Source organism: Psychrobacter sp. CAL346-MNA-CIBAN-0220 (genome assembly GCF_040309805.1).
GTDB lineage: Bacteria > Pseudomonadota > Gammaproteobacteria > Pseudomonadales > Moraxellaceae > Psychrobacter.
Genome location: NZ_JBEOPF010000716.1, coordinates 1 through 237, shown reverse-complemented (window position 1 = coordinate 237; position 237 = coordinate 1). Strand labels below are relative to the sequence as shown.

1 protein-coding gene is annotated in these 237 nt (G+C 44.3%); it reads right to left on the bottom strand.

Annotation, left to right across the window (positions count from 1 at the left end):
• Window positions 1–199, bottom strand: a 199-nt coding sequence (locus AAEY88_RS15440) for a FapA family protein (protein ID WP_350563799.1), incomplete at its 3' end; no start/stop codon positions are given.
• Window positions 200–237 lie beyond the last annotated feature (38 nt).

The window sequence follows — 237 nt, the reverse complement described above, 5'->3', positions numbered from 1 at the left end:
CCATACCTTCGTGCACATCGCCAGTGATTAAAACACTGCCTTTAAAATTAACGTGGCCATAGCGAACGTCTACATCTTTAATTTGCAGCATATCGTCAACTTGCATACCGCTGCGATTTTCAACTGGCTGACCAGACACTGTGGCGATGAGTTTATGTTGATCTTTAGGGTGTAAGCTGGTGCCTGTGCCTGGTTCCATTGGTTTATCTTTACCAGGAATTTGTTGCAGTATATCGC